This window comes from Pseudomonas guariconensis (genome assembly GCF_040822035.1).
In the GTDB taxonomy this organism is placed as follows: Bacteria; Pseudomonadota; Gammaproteobacteria; order Pseudomonadales; family Pseudomonadaceae; genus Aquipseudomonas; species Aquipseudomonas guariconensis.
Genome location: NZ_CP162012.1, coordinates 3,191,200 through 3,208,338 on the forward strand (window position 1 = coordinate 3,191,200; position 17,139 = coordinate 3,208,338).

19 protein-coding genes are annotated in these 17,139 nt (G+C 62.6%); 8 read left to right on the forward strand and 11 right to left on the reverse strand.

Going from position 1 to position 17,139, the window contains the following annotated elements; translation table 11 throughout:
* Positions 1-20: 20 nt before the first annotated feature.
* Together AB1N67_RS14460 and AB1N67_RS14465 are read right to left on the reverse strand one after the other, a co-directional pair.
* Positions 21-2,303 carry a heavy metal translocating P-type ATPase gene (locus AB1N67_RS14460; RefSeq protein ID WP_102081465.1) on the reverse strand — a complete coding sequence of 761 codons (2,283 nt, stop codon included), beginning with the start codon at positions 2,301-2,303 and terminating at the stop codon, positions 21-23.
* A gap of 5 nt (positions 2,304-2,308) precedes the next feature.
* A complete protein-coding gene (locus AB1N67_RS14465) occupies positions 2,309-2,560 on the reverse strand; it encodes an Lpp/OprI family alanine-zipper lipoprotein (protein WP_043209082.1) in 252 nt (83 codons plus the stop codon).
* A gap of 292 nt (positions 2,561-2,852) precedes the next feature.
* Here AB1N67_RS14465 and ftsH point away from each other — a divergent pair, with 292 nt between their 5' ends.
* The 3 genes from ftsH to AB1N67_RS14480 are packed head-to-tail and all read left to right on the forward strand — an operon-like array spanning position 2,853 to position 5,997.
* Entirely contained in the window at positions 2,853-4,694 is a 1,842-nt protein-coding gene (ftsH, locus tag AB1N67_RS14470) for an ATP-dependent zinc metalloprotease FtsH (RefSeq protein WP_090344612.1), read from the forward strand.
* A 28-nt stretch (positions 4,695-4,722) separates the two neighbouring features.
* The gene (locus AB1N67_RS14475) at positions 4,723-5,148 is read left to right on the forward strand and encodes a potassium channel family protein (protein ID WP_043209039.1); all 426 of its coding nucleotides are present in this window, start codon (positions 4,723-4,725) and stop codon (positions 5,146-5,148) included.
* A gap of 39 nt (positions 5,149-5,187) precedes the next feature.
* The gene (locus tag AB1N67_RS14480) at positions 5,188-5,997 is read left to right on the forward strand and encodes a hypothetical protein (protein ID WP_232095186.1); all 810 of its coding nucleotides are present in this window, start codon (positions 5,188-5,190) and stop codon (positions 5,995-5,997) included.
* Here the strand turns inward: AB1N67_RS14480 and fnr are convergent.
* Complete coding sequence (gene fnr, locus AB1N67_RS14485) at positions 5,972-6,703, reverse strand: fumarate/nitrate reduction transcriptional regulator Fnr (protein ID WP_070571237.1); 732 nt, start codon at positions 6,701-6,703, stop codon at positions 5,972-5,974. The genes AB1N67_RS14480 and fnr overlap by 26 nt on opposite strands.
* Before the next feature lie 320 nt (positions 6,704-7,023).
* Here fnr and AB1N67_RS14490 point away from each other — a divergent pair, with 320 nt between their 5' ends.
* The gene (locus AB1N67_RS14490; protein ID WP_043209041.1) at positions 7,024-7,593 is read left to right on the forward strand and encodes a GNAT family N-acetyltransferase; all 570 of its coding nucleotides are present in this window, start codon (positions 7,024-7,026) and stop codon (positions 7,591-7,593) included.
* 110 nt (positions 7,594-7,703) lie between these two features.
* Here AB1N67_RS14490 and AB1N67_RS14495 read toward each other — a convergent pair whose 3' ends face one another.
* Genes AB1N67_RS14495 through AB1N67_RS14510 form a run of 4 tightly spaced genes read right to left on the reverse strand, consistent with a single transcriptional unit; the run spans position 7,704 to position 11,381 of the window.
* A complete protein-coding gene (locus AB1N67_RS14495) occupies positions 7,704-8,378 on the reverse strand; it encodes a phosphoribosyltransferase (RefSeq protein WP_367863099.1) in 675 nt (224 codons plus the stop codon).
* Between the two features lie 54 nt (positions 8,379-8,432).
* Positions 8,433-9,077 (reverse strand): hypothetical protein, encoded by a 645-nt coding sequence (locus AB1N67_RS14500; RefSeq protein WP_367863100.1) that lies wholly within the window; start codon positions 9,075-9,077, stop codon positions 8,433-8,435.
* Positions 9,078-9,096: 19 nt separating this feature from the next.
* Positions 9,097-10,464 carry an MBL fold metallo-hydrolase RNA specificity domain-containing protein gene (locus AB1N67_RS14505; protein WP_090344609.1) on the reverse strand — a complete coding sequence of 456 codons (1,368 nt, stop codon included), beginning with the start codon at positions 10,462-10,464 and terminating at the stop codon, positions 9,097-9,099.
* On the reverse strand, positions 10,455-11,381 hold the full coding sequence (locus AB1N67_RS14510; RefSeq protein WP_367863101.1) for a universal stress protein: 927 nt from the start codon (positions 11,379-11,381) through the stop codon (positions 10,455-10,457). The genes AB1N67_RS14505 and AB1N67_RS14510 overlap by 10 nt, the downstream gene beginning before the upstream one ends.
* A gap of 184 nt (positions 11,382-11,565) precedes the next feature.
* Between AB1N67_RS14510 and AB1N67_RS14515 the strand changes: the two genes are divergently transcribed.
* Entirely contained in the window at positions 11,566-12,114 is a 549-nt protein-coding gene (locus AB1N67_RS14515) for a GNAT family N-acetyltransferase (protein ID WP_253132218.1), read from the forward strand.
* A 26-nt stretch (positions 12,115-12,140) separates the two neighbouring features.
* Here AB1N67_RS14515 and AB1N67_RS14520 read toward each other — a convergent pair whose 3' ends face one another.
* Positions 12,141-13,064 (reverse strand): universal stress protein, encoded by a 924-nt coding sequence (locus AB1N67_RS14520; protein ID WP_102081461.1) that lies wholly within the window; start codon positions 13,062-13,064, stop codon positions 12,141-12,143.
* A gap of 275 nt (positions 13,065-13,339) precedes the next feature.
* Between AB1N67_RS14520 and AB1N67_RS14525 the strand changes: the two genes are divergently transcribed.
* A complete protein-coding gene (locus AB1N67_RS14525; protein ID WP_043209053.1) occupies positions 13,340-13,588 on the forward strand; it encodes a hypothetical protein in 249 nt (82 codons plus the stop codon).
* A 1-nt stretch (position 13,589) separates the two neighbouring features.
* Positions 13,590-14,390 (forward strand): helix-turn-helix domain-containing protein, encoded by an 801-nt coding sequence (locus AB1N67_RS14530; protein ID WP_197852970.1) that lies wholly within the window; start codon positions 13,590-13,592, stop codon positions 14,388-14,390.
* 103 nt (positions 14,391-14,493) lie between these two features.
* Here AB1N67_RS14530 and AB1N67_RS14535 read toward each other — a convergent pair whose 3' ends face one another.
* A complete protein-coding gene (locus AB1N67_RS14535; protein WP_090344601.1) occupies positions 14,494-14,913 on the reverse strand; it encodes a DUF6691 family protein in 420 nt (139 codons plus the stop codon).
* Position 14,914: 1 nt separating this feature from the next.
* A complete protein-coding gene (locus AB1N67_RS14540; RefSeq protein WP_182942857.1) occupies positions 14,915-15,352 on the reverse strand; it encodes a YeeE/YedE family protein in 438 nt (145 codons plus the stop codon).
* Between the two features lie 92 nt (positions 15,353-15,444).
* Between AB1N67_RS14540 and AB1N67_RS14545 the strand changes: the two genes are divergently transcribed.
* Complete coding sequence (locus tag AB1N67_RS14545) at positions 15,445-16,275, forward strand: alpha/beta fold hydrolase (protein WP_043209063.1); 831 nt, start codon at positions 15,445-15,447, stop codon at positions 16,273-16,275.
* Between the two features lie 150 nt (positions 16,276-16,425).
* Here AB1N67_RS14545 and AB1N67_RS14550 read toward each other — a convergent pair whose 3' ends face one another.
* Positions 16,426-17,139: a DUF72 domain-containing protein gene (locus tag AB1N67_RS14550; RefSeq protein WP_043209065.1), complete on the reverse strand. Its 714-nt coding sequence runs from the start codon at positions 17,137-17,139 to the stop codon at positions 16,426-16,428.

Sequence of the window (17,139 nt, forward strand, 5' to 3'; positions counted from 1 at the left end):
GCAACCGCTCACACCCAAGCTCAGCGTCGATCCAAGGAGCGATACAGCGCGTCCTCCTGGTCGAAGTGAAGCTTGGCCAGGGTGTCCAGACGAACAAGCTGTTGCTGTATCTCTTCAGCACTTGGAGCTCGCGTTGCCTGGCTGAAATCTTCGCTCATACGCGACAGCAGATGAATCAGGCGAAAGATTTCGCGATGGGTATGGCTCATGGTCGACAGTGGATCATCACCTGGCATGAAGCGGCTAAGCAGCGGGTAGAGCCGGCGTTCGTCATCGCGTTCGTGACGCTCCAGCAGGTTGTGCAGAGCAGCGACCAAGTTGCTCAAGTCGGCCTGTGCCTTGTCGAAAGGACGACTGGAAAAGTCGCGAGCCATCTGGCTCAGGTCCGTTAGCACCCCCTCCAGTTGCCGGTGCTCATCCTGGAGCCGATCGATCGCGGCGACGTCGATGCCGGCGCGCCGCCTACCGGGCCAGGGTCCCAATGCGCGCAGGGCATTGCCGATGATCAGCAGATCGATCCCTTCCTGCAGGATGGCGCCGAGCAAGGCCGGCAGATAGCCTGCCGCGGCGATGAGCATGGCCAGCAACGACAGGCTCATCCCGGCCCACACGCCTTGCCGCGCGATGTGCACGGCATGCCGGGCAATATCCAGTGCTTCGACCAGCCGGTCGAATCGGTCCACCAGCAGCACCACACCCGCCGCCTGTGCCGAAGCGGTGACGCCAGACGCCCCCATGGCCACGCCGACATCGGCAGCGGCCAGGGCTGGAGCATCATTGATGCCATCGCCGACCATCAGCGTTGGCTCGCGGCGGCAGCCTTCCTGCACCAGGCGCACCTTGTCCTCGGGCGTCAGGCCAGAATGCAGTTCGTCGATGCCCGCAGTCAGTGCGATTGCCTGTGCCGTTTCCAGACGATCCCCCGTCAGCATGACGATCTTTTCGATACCTCGGTTACGGAGCAAGCGCAGGCTCTGGGGTGCTTCCAGGCGCAGGTTGTCGGCCAGCCTGATCATCCCTTTGAGTTGACCGTCGATCGCGACAAAACTGCCACTGCTGGCCAGGTAATCCAGCTGCTGCAAGCGCGCCTGCGCCCAGGCATCGCTTTGCGCTTCGCCTTGCACATAGCCCACCGCTCCCAAGCGCACGGCATGCCCCTGCACGGTGCCGGCAAGCCCCTGCCCGGGAGTCTCCTGCACATCCTGAGGAGGTGTCAGCGACAAACCGCGCACGCGAGCGGCCTGGACAATGGCCTGGGCGATCGGGTGCGAAGAGGCCTGTGCCAGCGAGGCGGCCCACTGCAGAAGCTGCAGCGGCAGCCCTTCACCCTGGAGCTCGATCGATTGCATCTGGGCATGACCACCGGTCAAGGTACCGGTCTTGTCCAGAAAGACCTGCCGGATCCCGGCAAGCGCTTCCAGAACCTGGCCATCCCGCACGAGGATGTTGCGTCGCGCGGCCCTGGAAATACCGGAGATGATGGCGATGGGCACGGCCAATATGAGCGGACAGGGGGTGGCGACCACCAACACTGCGAGCACGCGATACACATCGCCACTGAGCCACCAGGCGGCCCCCGCGACCAGCAACGTCAGCGCAATGAAGCCCAAGGCGTAACGATCGGCCAAGCGAACGAAAGGCGCGCGAGATCGACGCGCCGTTTCGGCCAGACGTACGATGCCAGCATAGGTGCTCTGCGCTGCCGTGCGCGTGGCCAGTAACAGCACTGGCGCGCCGGTGTTGGTCACGCCACTGGCCAGAAGCTCACCGCAATAGCGTGTGACCGGCAAGGACTCGCCCGTGAGCGCAGCCTCATCCAGTATCACCTGATCGCTCAGCAGACGACCATCGACCGGCACCACCTCGCCCAGGCGCACCCATACGATTTGACCGGGCTGAACTTCGTCCACGGGTACTTCACGCAGCCCGTCGTTTTCTTGAATCCAGGCACGCTGGGGAGCCCGCTCGATCAAGGCCCGCAGTTCGCGCTCGGCGTGTTGCAGGCTGAGCGCCTCCAATGCACGCCCGGTCGCCAGCATCAGCGCGACCACCGCACCGACCAGCATCTGCTCCAGCCACAGCGCCGCCAGGATCGACACCAGGGCGATGAGATCGATGCCAGCTTCGCGCCTGGCCAGGCGCCTGGCGATCTCCACGGCCAGCACCAGGGCCATCACACTGCTGCCTCCCGCCCAGATCAGCGCCGCCCAGGCAGGCTGCTGCGCGGCATAGGCGACCCCGCCAAACAGCAAGGCCACTGCACTCACGAGCAACAGGCCCGGGTCCAGCCAACGACGTGACATGGCGGTTACTTCTGTTTGGCCTGCCGCTGCAACCGTTGGACCTCTTGCTGGGTCTGGGTCGCGATGCGCAGCGCCTGGTTGGCAGTCTGCTCGACCAGATCGATCCGGTAGCAGACCTCGTCAGCGCGCAGCCTTGCGGTGGCGGCGTTGTTCTCCGCCGACTCCAGGCGCGCATCGATTTCCTCGGCGCGCCAAGGACTGCAGCCTGAAACGGATACCAGCACGATCGACAACCCGATAAGCAGATAGCGTCGCATGTCCATGCCCTCGCAGGTGCCTAAGATGACTTGAGTATCCGTAGCGCATCGGGCAGCGGCCTGACATTTATCAAGCTCCTGCGGCGTGGGCAGCACGTCGATCTTGACCTTTGTCAATCGCGCCAGGCCATCGACGGGTAAAAACAAGGACTAAAGGCAATGGCGTCGTCACGCTTTCAGGGGGCGGTGCCCGGCGTGAGGAAGGTCGACGATTGTCTGCTGATCGCCTGAAGCGCTTCATAGAATGCGTGGCACGAGGCCCGTCCAGTGATCGTCTCGAGGAACTGCGGCCATGAATAAAGATCAGCCATCGAAACTGTATTACCTGGCGATCGCGATCGCGCTGCTCACCGCCCTGCTGTTCAGTCTGTTCGACCGCTCGGCTGTCGCAACCCTCCCTTACAGCCAGTTCCTGCAACTGCTCGAACAGCAAAAAGTCAGTGATCTGCAAATCAAGCGCAATCGTATCCAGGGCAGGCTGCAGGAACCCATCGATGGGCGCGAACGGTTTTCCACCGTCCGCGTCGATCCGGCGCTGTCGGCGCAGCTCAGCCAGTCCGGGGTCGCCTTCACCGGTCTGGCAGAAGACAACACGGTCGCGGACTTGGCGGGCTGGTTACTGCCGTTGATGGTCATGCTCGGCGCCTGGTTCTTCATCTTCCGTGGGTTTGGGGAAAAGCAGGGGCTGGGGGGCTTGATGAGTGTCGGCAAGTCCCGTGCGCGGGTCTATGCCCAGCGGGACATCAAGGTCACCTTCGCCGATGTTGCCGGGATCGATGACGTCAAGGATGAACTGATCGAAATCGTCTCGTTCCTGAAAAACCAGGCCTGGTACGCACGCCTGGGGGCCCACGTCCCCAAAGGCACCTTGCTGGTCGGTCCCCCCGGAACCGGCAAGACCTTGGTGGCCAAGGCAATCGCCGGAGAGGCGGGAGTCCCCTTCTTCTCGATCTCCGGATCGGAGTTCGTGGAAATGTTCGTGGGCGTGGGCGCCGCCCGAGTGCGCGACCTGTTCGACCAGGCTCGACACGCGGCACCGTGCATCATTTTCATCGATGAGCTGGACGCCCTGGGCAAGATGCGCGGTATCGGCAACCTGGGTGGCAATGACGAGAAGGAGCAGACGCTGAACCAACTGCTGGCCGAACTGGACGGCTTCGATCCGCGCGAAGGCGTCGTGCTGCTGGCAGCCACCAATCGCCCCGAGGTGTTGGACCCGGCGTTGCTGCGCGCGGGACGATTCGACCGGCAGATCTTGATAGACCGGCCCGATCGCAAGGGCCGCCTGGCGATCCTGAAAGTGCACCTGCACAAGATCGTCTACAAGAACGACCTGGATTGCGAACGCATCGCCGATATCACGCCTGGCCTGACCGGCGCCGACCTGGCCAACCTGGTCAACGAGGCGGCCATCGTCGCCACCCGGCGCGCCAGTCAGTGGGTCGAACTGGAGGACTTCACCGAGGCGGTCGAGCGCCTGGTCGCTGGGGTAGAGCGCAAGAGCACCGTGCTGCGTGAAGACGAGCGCCAGGTCGTGGCGTATCACGAAATGGGCCATGCCCTGGCCGCCAGCAGCCTGCCGGCGATGGACCCGGTCCACAAGGTGTCGATCATCCCACGGGCCGCGGGCTCGCTGGGCTATACCCTGCAAAGGCCGACGGACGACCGCTTCCTGATCAGCGGGCAGATGCTCAGAGACCGTATCGTGGTGCTGATGGCAGGCCGTGCGGCCGAAAGCCTGGCATTCGGCCAGGTGTCCACCGGGGCCGCCGATGACCTGGGCCGCGCCACCGATATTGCCCGACAGCTGATCACCCGGTTCGGCATGAGCCCTGAATTGGGCCAGGCAGTGCTGGAGCGCCAGCAGGCCAGTTACCTTGGAGACGCCCTGTTGCGTCAGGAGCACAAGGATTACTCCGAGCAAACGGCGCGGGAAATCGACCTTGGCATTCGTGAGCTGCTCGAGCAGGCCTACAAGCGAGCCCAGGCATTGCTCGAGCAACGCCGTGCCGATCTGGACGCAGGCGCGCGCTTGCTGCTGGCCAAAGAAACCATCACGCCCGAGGAGTTTCCCGCCCTGCAGCCGCAGCTCAAGGAGCCTGTGGCATGCCCATTGATCGGCACTGCAAAATAATCACCCGATTTCGGCCAGGGTGCCTGCCATGTTCACCGTCACGCTGATCAACACACTGGTCGTGATTCTTGTGGTGATCATTCACTACGAATGCCTTCTGCGCCTGAACGACTGGCTGCCACGGCTGAAGCTATGGAGCCGCTTCCGGATCGTGGTCGGTGTGTTCGGGGCGCTGCTAGCCCACGCATTGGAGGTGTGGTGCTTCGCCCTGGCCTACTACCTGATGGCCAATGCCGAAGGCTGGGGCTCGTTCAGTGGCAATTTCGACGGCACGTTCATGGACTGCGTGTACTTCTCCTTCACCACCTACACCACCATCGGCTTCGGCGACATCGCCCCCACGGGCAATCTCAAGTACCTCACAGGCCTGCAAGCGCTGACAGGCCTGGTGTTGATCACCTGGACGGCATCGTTCCTGTTCCTGGAGATGCAGAAGTACTGGAAGGCCAAGTAGCGATGCGTCATCGGCTGAAGGAAGCCCGAGGATGCCGGTTTGACCCTGATCAAAGTGCGCCTGTGGCAGAGGCCTAGCCTGAAGCAAGCACGTAACGCTTGCACGTTCGAGGCGCGTATGAGGCGGGAAGACAGCGGAGGTGTCCGGTTACTGGAAGTGTTACCGGGCCCAGGCATCCAGCAATGCTTGCGCCTGGAGCTGTGCGGCTCGCAGCTCACGGAAGCGATGCCGGGCCAGTACTGCCTGCTGGGCAGCCAAGGCGTTGACCTGTCATGCAGCTACGTCAGCCTGCCAGGCATGGCCAGGCGCTTCACCGTGACCACGCATCGCACCCAAGCATTGGGGCAGGCAGGTGATGTTCTCGATTACTCAGGGCCGCTGGGCAGCGCTTGGCCGATTCCGTTGCACAGTACGCGGCTGCTGGCGATCACCCGAGGAGAAGGGATCCTGGCGCTTCTTGGCTGCCTGGATGAAATCCTCTGCTGGCTGCCCTGGGTGCAGGTGCAACTGTCACACGAAGGCTTCCCCCACGATCAGCTACCCGATGATTGTCTCCACAGGCTCTCGACGCTGTCTCCCCTGCCCCGCAACAGCTGCAGCGGATGGGCGCAACTTGCAGATCAACTGACGCATTTCAAGCCCGACACCGTCTACTGCTGCGCGCCGGCGCACATCGCCCGCCAAGCCGCCCGTCTGTGCTGGCAACACGGCGTACCTGCACAGCGTATCTGGCTACGTACGGATCAAGTGGCGCCCCAAGCAGAGCGCTGGCGATCTGCGCTGGAAGGCCCGGTGCAACGCTATGACCGGGTGCTCGCGATGCTCAACCGGCCTCCTCCACCCGGGTGAGATTGACCAGGCTTTGCTGGTCGACAAGCCGGACTTCCCGACCAACGCATTCAATGAACCCTGCCTGGGTGAATCGGCTGAACAGCCGGCTGACGGTTTCAAGCGTCAGATCCAGGTAATTGGCAATGTCGCCTCGGGACATGGGCAGTCTGAACAGGTCGGTACGTAGGCCTCGCTGGTGATACCGAGCCGACATGCCCAGCAGGAATATCGCAAGGCGCTGGTCGGCACGCCCATGGCAGCAGCGCAGGTGTTCATCCTTGCCCTGGATCCCCAGGCTGAGCATGTGCAACAGCTGGTAGCGCAAGCCTGGAATCTGCCCCGACAGGTCAACCAGTTGATCGAGCTTGATCGAGCAGACCAGCGATATGTCCAGCGCCAGGGCGTAGCTTCGGTAATGACTGGCACCGATGGCATCCAGGCCCAGCATTTCCCCCGGCAGGATGAATCCGCTGACCCGCTCGTTGCCTTCGGCGTCGAGCAGGAAATTCTTGATGGCCCCTGAGCGCAGGGCAAACACGTGATCCATGGGCTCATCGGCCTTGAACAGGTACTCGCCCTTCTTTAGCGGGCGATTCCGGCGCACGATGTGCTCGAGCTTGTCCACTTCGTCAGCACTGAGGCTGGCGGGCAGGCAAAGGCGGCTCAACGAGCACGCAAGGCACTTCACCTGGGGCCTTGCCCCCAAATCTTCAGAGCCTGACATGACGATGCCTCCGCTTTCTCATGCAGGGCATATATAAAAACTAGCTGCTTCGTCTGAGCCATGCGCCATGGCCGACCAAGGGTCATCTGCCTCCCTGCCTGAACCTGAGCAAGATCAAGACAAGCCCGCGAGCCCTCGTCATGCTCATGCGCCAGGCAATCGTTTCCGGTGACCCCAACGGTTACCTGAGCCGAGGATAGACCTCGACGCGAGCGGCTGCGATGACCGGCAACCGGGCACTTGATAACGATCAAGTCGATCAACGCCTGAACGTTGAAACTGAATCTCCATCGTCCTTTTTTGCAAACGAGGAAATTGCCATGGCTACCGCCGATATGACCCCTAAGCACACCGCACCCTCGTTCCCCGTGCCCTCCGGCGAGCACTGGATCGAAGCACTCGACAATGGCACCCATGTGCTGATCAGGCCCTTGCAACCCAAGGACCGCCAGCGCGAAAAGGCCTTTATCGAACGGCTATCCCCAGAATCGCGTCATTTCCGCTTCCTGTGCCAGCTCAAAGAGCCTGGCGAGGCAATGCTCAACCAACTGATGGATGTCGACCAGGACCGGCACGCCGCCTATGTCGCGCTTGCCCACGTCGATGGCGAACTGCAGGAAGTGGGCATTTCCCGCTATGCCGCCTGCGAGAAGGACGACGAGTGCGAATGCGCGGTAACGGTCCTCGACAGCTGGCAGCATCACGGTCTGGGCCGTCTGCTGCTCAAACATCTGATCGACCATGCCCGCAGCAGAGGCCTGCGAGCGATGTATTCGATCGATGCCGCCTCTAACGTAGCGATGCGTGATCTTGCTAAAGCGGCGGGGTTCACCACGACCCGGGATCCGGATGACGCCAGCCAAGTCATCCATCGCCTCTCGCTGGTCTGAAACGGTGTCGCGGCGGCCCTTCAGGGCCGCCCTCAGCTATCCATCTGGGGGATGACGTTGATGAACGCACCTTCGAACAGCTTGCAGGAGAAACTCTACGACCGGCAGTCTCACGTTGACTCACGCAAGCTTGCCTTGTGCATGAGCGCCAGGACTTCTTCGTCGGTGGTCTGGGGAAAATCCAGGTACCAATAGCCGACTGAGACCATCCGCTCCGGCACCAGCGGGCAAATGACCTGATCCACCTTTGTGCACAGGGCGTCGAGCGTATCCGGGGGCGAGACCGGCACCGCAACCACGATGCGCGAAGGCGCCTGTGCCCGCACCGCTTGAACGGCGGCCATCATCGAGGCGCCTGTGGCCAGGCCGTCGTCGATAAGGATTACCACTTGGTCCTTGAGCTGCAGCGGTGGGCGATTGCCCCGGTATTTCTTTTCCCGTCGCAGCAGTTCCTGGGTTTCCTGGTCCAGCACAGTTTGGAAACGGGTGCGGTCGATGGGATACGCCCAGAGCGCATCGTCATTGAGAATGCGGATGCCCCCGCTGGCAATGGCGCCTATGGCGTACTCCGGATGCGAAGGCAGGCCGAGCTTGCGCACCACCAGCAGGTCCAGGCGAAGCCCGAGGGCCGTGGCAACTTCATACGCCACTGGCACACCACCACGGGGCAATGCGAGCACGATCGCATCAGGCCTGTTGGTGTATTCACGCAGCGGCTCCACCAGGGCTCGACCGGCTTCGGTGCGGTTCGCAAAGGTAGTCTGCCGTGCAAGATCCTGAGTCATGGGAGCCTCCTGCGTCGCGACGGACGCCTGTTGATTCGATCGCCTATCGCGCCTCTAGGGCATCGCCTCGGCGGCCTCTTCGGGCAGCAAGTCGAACTGCGCCAGACAGCGCCGCTCATCCGCCGGCGTCAAGGCTTTGAGGGTGCTCGCTTGCTGCAAGGGTGTCTCGAACAACGCCAGTCGGATCACGCCATTGCGGTCCAGAAAGGTCTGCGCCAGGCATGAGCACACCGGCCTGCCCACCAGAGTGGCGAGGGGCTCGTCCTCGGGCGCCTGCACCTGGGCCTGCAAGTTGGCCTGGCATCTATCCACGATACGCTCCACGGAGCGGCCTGCCAGCCAGAGCGTGCTGGCGCCGAGCACAGCCAAGAGCACCAGCACGCCCAGCAGCACATTCGACTCCCGGGCTACCGCCCGGATGAAGGCGAGCCTGGCCTGCCAGCCGGTGGTCTGCCCTTCGAAAATGGCTTTGCCCACCGTGCGCCTCACGCCGCGCTGCACGGCCCATCCCACCGCGATACTCAAGACCAGTAACGTCAACAAGACCGCGGGATCACGCATCGGCAGGCGCCAGGACGGGCCCAACGCCTGGTAGGCAGAGGCGGCCACCGCCCAGGTGACGATGGCCATGACCCAACCCAGACTACCCTTGGGCCGCTGCATCCATGCCTTGAGTTTTGCCCTTGCTTGTGTATCCATGACAGCCTCCCGCGCCTGGCTAGCGCACAGGGTCTATGGCAACGGTTTCCTGATGTTCGGGTACGCAGACCTGCCATCCGAGTTCGAGGCTGATACGCCGGCGCAAGGTGTCGGCCGCGTGCGGCTCGCCATGGATGACATAGGTCTGGCGAGGCGGTCGGGCGAACCCGCGCAACCACTCCATGATTTCGTCAGCATCGGCATGCGCCGAAAGATTCTCCATCGCGTACACCTGCGCCCTGATGGACACATCTTCGCCATGCACGCGCACGCTGTGCGCGCCGGCGACGATATCGGCGCCGCGTGTACCACCGGCCTGGAAGCCCGAAAACAGGATGCTGTTGCGGGGATTGGGCGCCAGCGCCTTGAGGTGATGCAGTACCCGCCCGCCGGTCGCCATGCCGCTGGCGGCAATGATCACCGCCGGCTCGCGCAGCTGGTCCAGGCGCCGAGACTCATCGACGGTGCGGATGATGTGTGTGCCCCTGCACATCGCAGCGCACTCCGCCGGTGACAGGCGGTGCTCGCCCCTGAACTGCTGGTACAGGACGGTGGCATCGGTCGCCATCGGGCTGTTGAGATAGACCGGAATGTCCGGTATCAGCCCGTCGCGTTTGAGCTTGTACAGGTAGTACATCAGTAGCTGGGCTCGGCCCACGGCGAAGGATGGCACCAAGGTGATGCCATGGCGCAGGAGCGTCTGGTTGATGACCTGGGCCAGGTACTGCTCGGTGGATTCGTCAGGATGCTTGCGATCCCCGTAGGTGGACTCCACCAGCAGTACATCTGCCGTCCTGACCAGTTCGGGCGCGTGCATGATCGGGTCCTGCGGGCGCCCCAGGTCGCCGGAAAACAGCAATCGCTGGCCGTCGGCGGTGATCTGCACGGACGCAGCGCCCAAGATATGCCCGGCCGTACGCAACAGAAGCTCCATGCCCTCGGCAACCACGGTACTGTGGTGCAACTCTACCGGGCGAAACAGCGCCAGTACGCGCTTGGCATCCTGCTCGGTATAGAGCGGGCGCGCCGGTGAATGCTTGGAATAGCCATGCCGGTTGGCGTGCTCGGCCTGCTCTTCTTGCAACCGGGCGCTGTCGAGCAGCAGGATTTCGGCCAAGGCGCAGGTAGCCGGCGTCGCATAGATCGGCCCGCAATACCCTTCGCGTGCCAACACCGGGAGGTACCCACTGTGATCGAGGTGAGCGTGGGTCAGCACCACGGCATCGAGCGCACGCAGGGGGGCGGGCAAAGGCTCCCAGTTGCGCAGGCGCAACTGCTTGTAGCCCTGGAACAGCCCGCAGTCGATCAGCACGCGGGTGCTGTCGCGGGTCAACAGGAATTTGCTGCCGGTCACGGTGCCGGTACCGCCTAGGAAGGTCAGTTGCATGGCTGCGGCTCCCAGGTCTGGATCACATGGGGATGAACCGCCAGCACACTGCAAGGCGGTCGGCTGACGATGCGTTCAGTGGTATCGCCCAGCAGCTTGTCCAATCCCTTGGGCTGCACGACGCCCATGACCACCACGTCCGTATCCAGCACGGCCACCTGCTCGCGAATGACCTGCACAGGCCCACCTTCCTTGAAAAGCCGACGATCCTGGGGGACGCCTTCGGCATCGGCCAGGGTGTCGAAAGGCTCTTGGAGGGCGCTGCGCATTTCGTCGATCCACGCCTGGGTCACATTCATGTCCGAGGCAAACACCCCCGCCAGGTTGTACGCCGACAGCAGGTGCAGCTGCGCATCGCACTGCAGGGCCAGCGCTTGCGCGGCCTGGACCAGCCCGTGATTGAACAGCGCCTGGGCCTCAGGGGTATCGCTGAAGGCGGTGTCCACGGCAACCATGATGCGTTTGGGCAGCGACACCGCCGCCGTTGGCACGAATAGCACCATTCCCTTGAACCCACGCATCAGCGCGCAGTCCAGCGGCGTGCCGAACAGCCGCGCCAGGGCCGGCAACGCTTCGCTGTCCTTGATGACCACGTCAGGTTGCATTTCGCACAGGTAATCGATGGCCTGGCTGCGAATGTCTTCGGCATGAAGGCTGTCGACCGTCAACGCGACACCGCTGGCCCGGTGCCGGTCGACCAGCTGCGCGAGGCGCTCGCGGTAGTGGATGAACTGGCGCTTGATATCCACCTCGTTCAGTCGCTCCTCCCGCAGCAGGTGCTCTTCAGTGGGTTCGAACAGCCCCAGTACATGCACGCTGGCACCGCTGACATGGGCCAAGGCAAGCGCCCTGCGCAGGGCTGAGGAATGCGGATCGATGTCGGTAAGCAGCACCAGCAGTTGTCGATACTGACCCATGGCGGACCTCCGGGCTTGCACGGCAGGAGTAGGGATGCAATTGATCTTCGGTAAACAGCCCCCTCGCCGCTTGATGCAGATCAGAAAACCGCTTGTCCCGCATGAACTTGACGATTGTCAGAACCGGACCGGCCCACCGCGGTACAACGGTTCGCAGGGTATAGACCGGATCATCGGAGGCGACATGAACAAGCAACCCGCCAAGCAGCCGGACGTGGAGGAACATTGGGTGGAGCATCTTGCGGATGACGCTGTCGTACTGATCCGCCCACTGCGCGATGAAGATCATGAACGGGACAAGCGCTTTCTCAGCACGATCACCTATGAGTCACGGCGCTTTCGCTTCATCGCCGGGCTCAGCCGCGGCTTGCCCAACCTGGATGCACGGCTGATGCCGGTGGACTACCACCGGTGCATGGCATACGTGGCACTTGCGCATGAGGACGGCCAACTCAGACAGGTCGGCGTGAGCCGCTATGCAGGGATTCCCGGCAGCCACAATTGCGAATGCGCAGTCGCGGTCAGCGAACAATGGCAACGCAAGGGCCTGGGCAGGTTGCTGCTCAAGCACCTGATCGACGCGGCCCGGCGCAATGGCTATCACTGCATGGTGTCCAGGGACCTTGCAAACAACTATGCCATGCACCGACTGACCAAGGCGCTGGGCTTCACCTCACGTTACCTGGGGGGCGATGTCAGCGAGATCCTCCACGAGCTGGATCTCAGAACCTGAAACAAGGCCCTTGCGGGCCTTGGATGTCAGCCTCGGGAGCGCTCCGGCGAGATCACCAGCACGCTGCTATCGAGCCGGTGCAGCACCCGCTCTGCCGTACTGCCAATGAACCAGCCAATACCATGATGGTGATAGCTGCCCATCACCAGCACGTCGGTGTCGTTGTTCTGCATGTACAACGCCAGGCCCTTGGCCGGATCGCCGACGCGCATGTGACGGTGCTCGGCGGCGATACCATTGCGCTCGGCCAGCGCCTGGAACGCCTCGCTCTGGGCTTCGTGAAGGGTCTTGAACAGGTTCGTGTCGAACAGGAACGAGTGCTCGCGACCACCGCCGGCGTCAACATACATCGAGCCCAGGTCATAGACGTACAGCAGGTCGATTTGGGCGTTGCATTGCAATGCCAGCTTGAGCGCTTCACTGATGATCTGGTCGTTGAGCCCCTCGACCTGATCTTCGGGCCGGGACAGGTCCACCGCCGCCAGTATCTTGCGTGGCAGCGCATGACTGGCCTTGTTCACCAGATGCAGGGGGATGCTGGTTTCGCGCAGCAGCTGGATGTCCAGCGAGGTGAACATCGCGCGTACCCACCACGGCTCGTGCTCGAGCGCCTTGATGAGCATGGCGAATTTCTGCTCGCGCAGATGCACCAGGATCTCGTCCAGCGGATTCTGGACCCACACCACCTCGGTGGTGACCGTCACGCCATTGCGCCGCATCGACAGTGCCTGGGTTTCCAACCACTCACGGTGTTGGCGCACATACCCATCGCGCATGACGGCAAGGGCCTGGTCGTTGACCATCCCCGCGGTGGCAAGCCCTTCGAGATAGTCGAAGGCCACGATGTGCAGGGGCATGCCCTTGGCCTTGGCCAGCGCGGCGGCTCGGTCATAGACCGGCGTGCGACGCATCAAGGGCGACACGATGAGCAAGAGTCGTTGATTGTCCATGACACACCTCTGCGGTTGGGGAAGCGTGCCTCGATCATCTGCCACCGGCGCCTGCCCGACTTGATGTTTATCAACTCGAACGGCTCGGACAAACGGCTGCCACGGCGAACCAAGAACTTGACACGGATCAAAGCTCCAAAGCATGTGCGGCGCACGCTAGCTCCACAGCCACAGCAATCGTGCAATGCCCCCTGATCTTCAGGGCCGTCGGCAGGACGCCATCGCACTACGAATCGATACGCAAGTCCTTGCTCACGCGCGCTCTGGAGGTTCCGATGAACGTCTATATCGAGGTAAACGCCGATCAGCACCGCTGGTGTGTCCACATGGATCAATGGCACGTAGGCTTCAGAACGCCGGATGAGGCCGAACAGTTCGTCGAACGGCTCACCGCCCGGCTCAACGCCCCCCATTCGCTGGACATGCTCGCCGACAGCCCAATCTGGAACCAGATGGCGGGCAGGCATGCGCAGCTGTCCGCCAAGGCAATGCCATCGCTCGGGCGATGCGTGAAGGGGGCCTGAAATGACCAGTCAGATCAGGGTCCGGGTGCTCGAGCAGCCCATCCCCGCAGCCAAGGCGACCCCCATCCATCTCAAGCCGCTGGCGTCCCCGTGCCAGCAATGCCGGGTCAGCGGGCTGTGCCTGCCGACCGGCCTGCCGGTAAGCGACAGCAGTTGCCTGGGTAGCCTGGTGGGCCCACGCATACGCATCAAGAAAGGCGCTGCGCTGTTCAATGCCAATGCACCGTTGGATACCCTGTATGCCGTGCGCTGCGGCAGCTTCAAGACAAGCCTGAACAATGCCGAAGGCCTGGGTGTGGTGATCAATTTCTGGATGCCAGGCGATGTGCTAGGGCTCGACGCCATTGCCACTGAATTTCATGTGTGTGACGCCATCGCCCTTGAAGACAGCGAAGTCTGCCCTATTCCCTACCGGCGGTTGCAATCGCTGGCTCGGGACTTTCCCGTCCTGCAGCAAAGCCTGAATCGCTTGATGAGCCGGGAAATCGTACGCGAGCACGAACGTGTGCTGATGCTGTGCAACCTCAGTGCCGAGGAGCGGCTTGCCAGTTTCCTGCTGGGCTTGTCCAAGCGCTTCGTCAGCCGGGGCTATTCCGCTCATGGCTTCATGCTACGCATGTCGCGGGAAGACATGGCCTCCTACCTGGGACTGCGCCTGGAAACGATCTGCCGGTCGGTCGCCCGCTTGCGTGCCCTGGGTATCGCCGACTTGCACGGCCGCCTCGTCGAGATTCTGGACATGCCAGCACTGATGGCCCTGGAACAGGGCTGCAGCGATGCCCAGCGTCCTGCCATCACCTAGGACGTTCGCCATTACGTCTTGGACTACCTGAACATGGCTCTGGCCGTTGTCGCTCGACACGATATGGATAGGCCTGCGGCAAGGTACAGGTTTAATCCGCCCATCAATGACGACGATGCGTTTCGATCCATTGGAACAGCGCCATACCGGCGAGCATCGCGACAACGAACAACCAAGCCTGCCAATACCCGGCCGGTAGCAGGACCAGCGCCGGCCCAGGGCAGACACCCGCCAGCCCCCATCCGACGCCAAACAGCAGACTGCCCCCGACCAGCCGGCGGTCTACATCGCGCCGGTCTGGCAGTTGCATCTTGCCGCCCAGCACCGCCACGCCATGCCGGCGTGCCCAGGCCATGGGCAGCAGCGCCACACCGATAGCGCCCACCATCACCAATCCCAGGGAGGGATCCCACTGCCCGGCAAGGTCGAGAAACCCAAGCACCTTGGCAGGATTGGCCATACCCGCCAGTAACAACCCCATGCCGAACAGAACCCCTGCGATAAAGCCACTGATACGGGACATGTCAGCTTCCTTGTAGAAGATGTCGAACGACAAAGACCGTGAGAAAGCCCGTTGCCATGAAGCACAGCGTGGCCACCAGTGAACGGGGTGACAGTCGAGAAATACCGCAAACACCATGGCCACTGGTGCAGCCACTGCCATAGCGCGTGCCCAAGCCGACCAGCAGGCCGGCCGTTGCCAGTACCCACGGGGCCGAAGCGAAGTGCGCGGGTGGCAGCGTCGAGAACAGCATCCATAACAACGGCGCCGCCAGCAGGCCCAGGAGAAACGCGAATTTCTCGCCACGCCCCTCAGCCCGACGCTCAAGCACCGAGCTGAGCAAACCGCTGATTCCTGCAATGCGACCGTTGGCGACCACGAACAGGCCGGCCCCCAGCCCAATCAGTGCGCCGCCGGCCAAGGCCGACCAGGGTGTGAAGGCCATCCAATCAATTGTCATCGCATCCTCCGCGAGCGAGTCGAGCCCAATCTCAATTTTAATCCTACAGTTGATGGGCAGTGCCGAACTTCACCTACACAGGAGATGCAAGCATGGGATACGTCACAACCAAAGACGGCGTTGAGATCTTCTACAAAGACTGGGGTCCCCGCGATGCGCAGGTCATCCATTTCCACCATGGCTGGCCGCTCAGTGCCGATGACTGGGATGCCCAGATGCTGTTCTTCCTGGCCCAAGGGTTTCGTGTGGTGGCGCACGACCGCCGCGGCCATGGTCGCTCGAGCCAGGTATGGGATGGCCATGACATGGACCACTATGCCGATGATGTGGCTGCGGTGGTCGATCACCTTGGTACCCATGGCGCCGTTCATGTCGGCCACTCCACAGGTGGCGGCGAGGTCGTGCACTATATTGCCCGCCATGGGCAGGATCGCGTGTCCAAGGCGGTCATCATCAGCGCGGTGCCGCCGTTGATGGTCAAGACCGACGCCAACCCAGGCGGCCTGCCCAAATCGGTCTTCGACGACCTGCAGGCCCAACTTGCCGCCAACCGCGCGCAGTTCTACCACGACGTCCCCGCAGGCCCGTTCTACGGCTACAACCGCCCGGGCGCGAAGCCTTCGCAAGGCATCATCCTCAACTGGTGGCGCCAGGGCATGATGGGCGGCGCCAAAGCTCACTACGATGGCATCGTTGCGTTCTCGCAAACCGATTTCACCGAAGACCTCAAGCGCATCACCCTTCCCGTTCTGGTGATGCACGGTGACGATGACCAGATCGTGCCCTATGAGAACGCCGGCGTGCTCTCGGCCAAGCTGCTGCAGAACAGTACGCTGAAGCTCTATGCCGGCTACCCTCATGGGATGCCGACCACCCACGCCGAGACGATCAACGCTGACCTGCTGGCCTTCATACGCGGCTAGGCTGGTGCATGTTCCGTTGCGCCCTGTGGGAGCGACTCCACCCGCGAACTTCGGCAACACCGGTGCCAGCGACCGAGTCGCATGCTTCGCGGGTGGATTTCCATCGACAGGTACGGGATGGCCCGAAGCCCGGCCATGCACCTTGAAGCCTCAGCACAGAAAGCCCTGAAGCGTCAGCGCATTGCTCAATGCCGCACCCGACGCGGTGTTGTCGAATATGCACCAGGTAGGTATCCCGGCTGCACGGCTACGCTGCAACTGTTCGGCCAAGCTTTGCAGGTAGGCCGTGGGATATTCGCTGTGGTAGATCCGCGGCTCACCATGAAGGCGCCAATAGACCAGCCCTGGCCAACCACCAGGGCGGGCATCGGTCTCAAAGCGTGAGGGACTGGCGGCTACTTGCGCGATCTGCAGGTCGATCAACAGCGGCTGTGCCAACTGCCAGCTAACGTGCCTGGGCTCGAGCGCTATCGATCCGCTGTACCGCTCACGCAAGGCTTCGAAGAAACGTCCGGCACTGCCAACGTCGTACCTCAGCGAGGGCGGCAATTGCACCAACAAGCAACCCAAGCGGCTGCCTAATTGCCCGCATTGCCCCAGGAACTCATCGAGGACCTCAGTGCATCCTTGCAGGCGCTGGTCATGAGTGATGATCTTGGGAAGTTTCACCGCGAAGCGAAAGTCTTCCGGCACGGACGATGCCCAGCGTGCGTATGTGCCAGGCCGGTGGGGGCGATAGAACGAGCTGTTGATTTCCACTGCGTTCAATCGCGCGGCGTATCGCTGCAGGTGGCTGCCAGACTGCACGAACTCATCGGCGTACTCGCGTGGCAAGCTCCAACCCGCACACCCCAGATGAATCAT

Bases quoted from the DNA above. Each gene is read 5' to 3' on its own strand.
- AB1N67_RS14460 (WP_102081465.1), bottom strand. From the start codon at position 2,303: ATGTCACGTCGTTGGCTGGACCCGGGCCTGTTGCTCGTGAGTGCAGTG.
- AB1N67_RS14465 (WP_043209082.1), bottom strand. From the start codon at position 2,560: ATGCGACGCTATCTGCTTATCGGGTTGTCGATCGTGCTGGTATCCGTT.
- ftsH (WP_090344612.1), top strand. From the start codon at position 2,853: ATGAATAAAGATCAGCCATCGAAACTGTATTACCTGGCGATCGCGATC.
- AB1N67_RS14475 (WP_043209039.1), top strand. From the start codon at position 4,723: ATGTTCACCGTCACGCTGATCAACACACTGGTCGTGATTCTTGTGGTG.
- fnr (WP_070571237.1), bottom strand. From the start codon at position 6,703: ATGTCAGGCTCTGAAGATTTGGGGGCAAGGCCCCAGGTGAAGTGCCTT.
- AB1N67_RS14490 (WP_043209041.1), top strand. From the start codon at position 7,024: ATGGCTACCGCCGATATGACCCCTAAGCACACCGCACCCTCGTTCCCC.
- AB1N67_RS14495 (WP_367863099.1), bottom strand. From the start codon at position 8,378: ATGACTCAGGATCTTGCACGGCAGACTACCTTTGCGAACCGCACCGAA.
- AB1N67_RS14500 (WP_367863100.1), bottom strand. From the start codon at position 9,077: ATGGATACACAAGCAAGGGCAAAACTCAAGGCATGGATGCAGCGGCCC.
- AB1N67_RS14505 (WP_090344609.1), bottom strand. From the start codon at position 10,464: ATGCAACTGACCTTCCTAGGCGGTACCGGCACCGTGACCGGCAGCAAA.
- AB1N67_RS14510 (WP_367863101.1), bottom strand. From the start codon at position 11,381: ATGGGTCAGTATCGACAACTGCTGGTGCTGCTTACCGACATCGATCCG.
- AB1N67_RS14515 (WP_253132218.1), top strand. From the start codon at position 11,566: ATGAACAAGCAACCCGCCAAGCAGCCGGACGTGGAGGAACATTGGGTG.
- AB1N67_RS14520 (WP_102081461.1), bottom strand. From the start codon at position 13,064: ATGGACAATCAACGACTCTTGCTCATCGTGTCGCCCTTGATGCGTCGC.
- AB1N67_RS14525 (WP_043209053.1), top strand. From the start codon at position 13,340: ATGAACGTCTATATCGAGGTAAACGCCGATCAGCACCGCTGGTGTGTC.
- AB1N67_RS14530 (WP_197852970.1), top strand. From the start codon at position 13,590: ATGACCAGTCAGATCAGGGTCCGGGTGCTCGAGCAGCCCATCCCCGCA.
- AB1N67_RS14535 (WP_090344601.1), bottom strand. From the start codon at position 14,913: ATGTCCCGTATCAGTGGCTTTATCGCAGGGGTTCTGTTCGGCATGGGG.
- AB1N67_RS14540 (WP_182942857.1), bottom strand. From the start codon at position 15,352: ATGACAATTGATTGGATGGCCTTCACACCCTGGTCGGCCTTGGCCGGC.
- AB1N67_RS14545 (WP_043209063.1), top strand. From the start codon at position 15,445: ATGGGATACGTCACAACCAAAGACGGCGTTGAGATCTTCTACAAAGAC.
- AB1N67_RS14550 (WP_043209065.1), bottom strand. From the start codon at position 17,139: ATGATTCATCTGGGGTGTGCGGGTTGGAGCTTGCCACGCGAGTACGCC.